Source organism: Sphaerisporangium sp. NPDC049002 (assembly GCF_040649355.1).
Lineage (GTDB): Bacteria > Actinomycetota > Actinomycetes > Streptosporangiales > Streptosporangiaceae > Sphaerisporangium.
The window spans coordinates 1-4,875 of the sequence record NZ_JBEZFH010000339.1; the positions used below are offsets into that span (position 1 = coordinate 1).

Here is a 4,875-nt window from a genome sequence, read left to right on the forward strand (position 1 = left end):
CCCGGGCCCGGCTCGGCCCCCCCGCCCCCCCCGCGCGGCCCCCCCCCCCGGCGGGGGGGGGGGGCGGGGGGGCCGCGGCCGGGCCCGCGCCCCCCCCCCCCGCGGCGGGGCCCCGCCCCCCCGCGGAGCTGGCGACGCTGGGCGTGCCGACGTGGCGGTTCGTCCGCACCCTGCTCACCGGGTACGACCAGGTCGACGGCTGGCTGGTGGCCGGGGGCGCCGACGAGCTGAAGGAGAAGACCCGTCAGCTGTTCACCGACGGGCCGGTGAAGCTGCCCGAGGCGGTCACGATGGTCGCCCAGCTCGGGGTGCGCGAGGACGTCGCCGAGCGCTGGCTCGCCTCCGTCCCGCACCTGCGCATCCTTGAGGGGCACGTCGTCCCGTGGCCGCGCAGCGTCAACGAGAAGGCCGAGGCCGTGCTGGCCGTCGCCGAGGGGCCGCTGAGCCCCGAGGAGATCCAGACCCGCATCGGCGAGGACTACAGCCTCGTCGGCATCCGCAACCAGCTCACCGCCGACGAGCGCTTCCTGCGGGTCGACAGGAACCGGTACGGGCTGTCGCGCTGGGGCGGCGAGGAGTACATCGGTATCCGGGAGATGATCGTCCGCGAGATCGAGAGGGCGGGCGGCGAGGCCTCGGTGAACACCGTCGTCGCGAACCTGACCACGCGCTATGAGGTCAGCGAGAGCTCGGTGCGCGCGTACGCGGGCGGGCCGGGGTTCGAGCGCACCCAGCGCGGATGGATCCGCGTCGCCGCGCCCGAGCAGGCCGAGCCGTACCAACCGCGCCGCGACGTGTCGATGACCCGCAGGTCCTTCCGCAGCAGGGACGGGCGCTGGTGGCACCGTGTCGACGTCAACGCCGAGCACCTGAGGGGCTCGGGGTCGCCGCTCCCCACGGGCTTCGCCGCCCACCTGGGGATGGCCCCCGGCGGGCAGCTGACCACCTCCACCCCGTCCGGCGACGTCGTGATCAGCTGGCACAACCAGCCGACGATGGGCTCGATAAGGCCCGTCCTGGCCGACTACAACGCCGGCGAGGGCGACTCGATCTTCATGACGGTGTCGGACGGCGGCGAGCTGCTGACCCGCTACCTGCCGCAGGCCGCACAGGGGCTGCCGCCGGTCAACATGGCGCTGCACCTGATCGGGTACACCGCCCCTGTGGCCTCGGAGGCGGAGGCCCTGCGGCTCATCGGGGCCCGCATCGGCCTGGCGGACGGCGCCTCGCGCGAGGAGGTCCTGACCCGCCTGCGCGAGCGCGGCGACCGCGACATCCTGGCCTTCCTCGACCCCGAGGCGGCGTGACCCCGGCGCCGGTCGCGAGTGATCCCCGTGGCCCTGACGGGCCGTGATCCCATGGCCTAAGCTCGGTTTCATGTTGCGGCTGTATGACACCAGGTCCAGGCAGCTCGAAGAGATCGTCCCCGCGAACGCGCGCGTCCTGCGCATGTACACCTGCGGGCCGACCGTCTACCGGTACGCCCACGTGGGCAACCTCAGGTCGTACCTGCTGTCCGACCTGATCCGCCGGGTGCTGGAGCAGAGCCGGGTGCGGTCGGTGGTCTGCCAGAACATCACCGACGTGGGTCACCTGGTCGACGACGAGGAGATCGACGCCTCGGGCGAGGACAAGGTCCTCCAGCAGGCCCGCCGCGAGGGGCGCTCGGCCATGGAGATCGCCCGGTTCTACGAGGACGCCTTCCGCCGCGACACCTCGGCGCTCAACATGCGCACCCCCGAGCACACCCCACGTGCCACCGAGACGATCGACCTGATGATCGAGCTGATCGCCAAGCTCATCGAGAAGGGTCACGCCTACGCCGTGGACGACGGCTCGGTCTTCTTCGATGCCCAGAGTTTCCCAACTTACGGTGAAATTTCGGGAAATCGGCTCGACGCGCTGAAGCCCGGCCACCGGGTCGAGGGCGTGGACCCTCGCAAGCGCTTCCACGCCGACTGGGCGCTGTGGAAGGGCTCCGACCGCGACATGACCTGGGAGACGCCCTGGGGCAGGGGGTTCCCCGGCTGGCACATCGAGTGCTCGGCCATGTCCCTGCGCTTCCTCGGCGAGCACATCGACATCCACACCGGCGGCAAGGACCTGCGCTTCCCCCACCACGAGGACGAGCGCGCCCAGTCGAACGCCTCGGTCGGGCACGACGTCGTCAAACACTGGGTCCACGGCGAGCACGTGCTGTTCGACGGCCGCAAGATGGCCAAGTCCACCGGCAACGTCGTGCTCCTGTCCGACGTCGTGGCCGCCGGGCTCGACCCCCTGGCCGTGCGGCTCGCGCTCCTGGAACACCGCTACCGCCAGCAGATGAACCTCACCTGGGACACCCTCCACGCGGCCGACCGCACCCTGCGCCGCTGGCGCCAGCGCGTCGCCGAGTGGGCCGAGTCCCCGAGCCGGCCGATCGCCGCCGCGTACGCCGACCGCGCCCAGGCCGCCTTCGACGACGATCTGGACACCCCCGCGGCCCTGCGCGTCGTGCGCGAGCTGGAGCGTGACGAGACGGTGGACCCCGGCTCCCGCCTTGAGACGTTCCTGCACCTCGACCAGGTGCTGGGCCTGGACCTCTCCATCGACATCGGCAAGCCTCCCGTCGTCGCGGTCCTCCCGCCCGGCGCGGCCGAGCTGCTGGAGGCCCGCGCGAAGGCCCGCGAGACCAGAGACTGGCCCGCCTCCGACCGCCTCCGCGACGAGCTGGCCGCGCTGGGCGTCAAGGTCACCGACACCGCACAGGGACAGACCTGGTCCTGACCCGGGCCACCACCGCATGGCTCATCCCCGTGGGGACATCAGAAGGAATGGATCGGCCTCGATGATTCGGAGTGGCCATCCGTTCAGATGCCGTACCCGTTCAGATGCCGTACCCGTTCAGATGCCGTACCCGTTCAAATGCCGTACCCGGAAATACCCTCCTGGACGAGTCACCTCGGAGGCCGGCCAGACGATTCAACGAGAAATGGGGCCGGTGGGTGAACACCGGCCCCACGGTTCTCACCTGTCCGGCTCAGCCGAGGACGATCGCGATTCCTGGGAACGCGTCGGTCGCGTTGCTCCATGGGGAGTAGTACATCCGCCAGGCGCACGTCCGGCCGCTGGTGACGTAGCCGGTACACGTTACGGCGGTGCCGCCGTCGATGGCGGTGTTGACACCCGCCGCGAAGACCTGGGCGGTGTTCGCGGGGTTGACGACCTCGACCGAGCCGCCGCTGTCACCTTGCCCGACGGCGTTGGTGTGCGCGGACTGCTCCGCCCGTACCGTTCCGGTGATCAGGTAGCCGACGTTGATGGTGACGCCGACCTGCTGGACCTGGATGCTGCAGTTGGTCCCCGAGTAGGCGCCGGAGGTGCACACCCACAGGCCGACATAGGAGCTGGAGGTGCCGACCACCGGGTTGGCGAACTCGGGAGAGGTGGAGCCGACGTTGTTGTTGAAGACATAGCCCTGCGAGGCGGCCTGGATCAGCAGCACGTCGCGGGTGTTGTCGTCCTGCGTGATGCCTCCGATGACTTCACCGGTCGGATCGGTGGCCGTGTTGCCGATCGCTCCGCAGTGCCCGGCGGACAGCACCCTGTTCACCCCGCCGTAGGTGACGGCGAAGCCCGTCGAGCAGCCGCCGCCGGGGCTGTTCCACGCGCCGCCACCCCACCACGGCGGGGAGTCGTTCCACCGGGTCGTCAGCATGGGGCGGACGCCGGCCTCCACGGTGACCGGTACCGCCGAATCGGTGATCCCTGAACGAGTCGCGTTGAGGTCGGCGCCCGTGACGGCCAGGCCCGAGCCGTCGGGCTTCGCGGCGATCGAAGTGATCACATCGCTGGACCTGCGGATGAGGCGAGCCATCTCCCGCTCCAGCTCACGTGCCGAGTACTGCGCAGGAAGGAGACTGATCGGGACGTCACGGCGCAGTTCGCCGACCAGCCCGGCGATCCGCTTGGGGGTGCCGCCCTTCCAGTAGACGCGAAGTTCGTGGTTCTCCGGGGCGGCGATGACGCCGGCGTAGCCGCTGCCGCCCTGTTCCTTGGCGGCCGCGGTGATGCGGTCGGCGGCTTTGACGAGTTTCTCCTGGGTGGCCAGAAGCTCTTTCCAGGACGCGAAGCCACCCGGGACCTTCCCGGGCTGCTCGATGGCCTGTGTGCGGGGGTTCTTGACCGGATCCGGCGCGGTGGCGGCCTGAGCGCTGCCCATCCCGACGGTGACCAGGGTGATTCCCAGTGCTACCGCGAGGCTACGGGTGAGTTTTGGGGCTTTTTTGGCGCTGGGGGGCGTTTTCACCAGGGTGCTCCTCTGTGCTCACTTTGCGGTGATGCACCCCGGTATTTCATGTATGTGATAGGCCATCAATGTCTTGACTGTCATTCAAACTATTGGTAATGACGATAGTTGACAGACAGATATCAGGATTGTGGTTTCGCGCCTAATCGGGGGTTATCCGGAATTCCCGTCCGCCACCTGCGGATTGATTTGACGGTCCGGAATCACGGCAAACGGACGTCACCCGATCTACTGTCCGCTTTCGGACACGCGGAGAGAGCGGCCGACCATTTCACGGAAGGGATCATGGCGTGCGCTTCCGCGCACGCCGAAAAGACCCGTCGTCGTCCAGCGGACTCCGCCTGTTCAGCCGGTGAGTGTGCGGGTCTCGCCCACGGCGAGGTCCCAGAGGTCCGCGCGGTCGCGGCCGGAGGCGATCCAGGCCGCGCGGGTCTCCTGCACGGGGGCCATCAGCGGCTCGCCCGAGAGCACGAACGTCCCCCAGTGCATGGTCGCCATCCGCCGTGCGCCGCCTGCCGAGGCACACTCCGGTCTTCGTCCCGGCCAACCTGGCGAGCTGGTTCACCAAGAGGGGCTTCACGAACGTC

At 69.6% G+C, this 4,875-nt stretch carries 4 protein-coding genes; 2 read left to right on the top strand and 2 right to left on the bottom strand.

The window, feature by feature from the left end; all coding sequences use genetic code 11:
- The first annotated feature begins 143 nt into the window (after window positions 1–143).
- Window positions 144–1,307 (top strand): hypothetical protein, encoded by a 1,164-nt coding sequence (locus tag AB0B89_RS34830; RefSeq protein ID WP_358561546.1) that lies wholly within the window; start codon window positions 144–146, stop codon window positions 1,305–1,307.
- Between the two features lie 70 nt (window positions 1,308–1,377).
- A complete protein-coding gene (gene cysS / locus AB0B89_RS34835) occupies window positions 1,378–2,766 on the top strand; it encodes a cysteine--tRNA ligase (protein ID WP_358561549.1) in 1,389 nt (462 codons plus the stop codon).
- A gap of 253 nt (window positions 2,767–3,019) precedes the next feature.
- On the opposite strand, the gene AB0B89_RS34840 is transcribed toward cysS, so the two are convergent.
- Together AB0B89_RS34840 and AB0B89_RS34845 are read right to left on the bottom strand one after the other, a co-directional pair.
- Window positions 3,020–4,288, bottom strand: coding sequence for a hypothetical protein (locus AB0B89_RS34840; RefSeq protein WP_358561553.1), 1,269 nt, complete (start codon window positions 4,286–4,288; stop codon window positions 3,020–3,022).
- Window positions 4,289–4,633: 345 nt separating this feature from the next.
- Window positions 4,634–4,786: a hypothetical protein gene (locus tag AB0B89_RS34845; protein ID WP_358561556.1), complete on the bottom strand. Its 153-nt coding sequence runs from the start codon at window positions 4,784–4,786 to the stop codon at window positions 4,634–4,636.
- Between the last annotated feature and the right edge of the window lie 89 nt (window positions 4,787–4,875).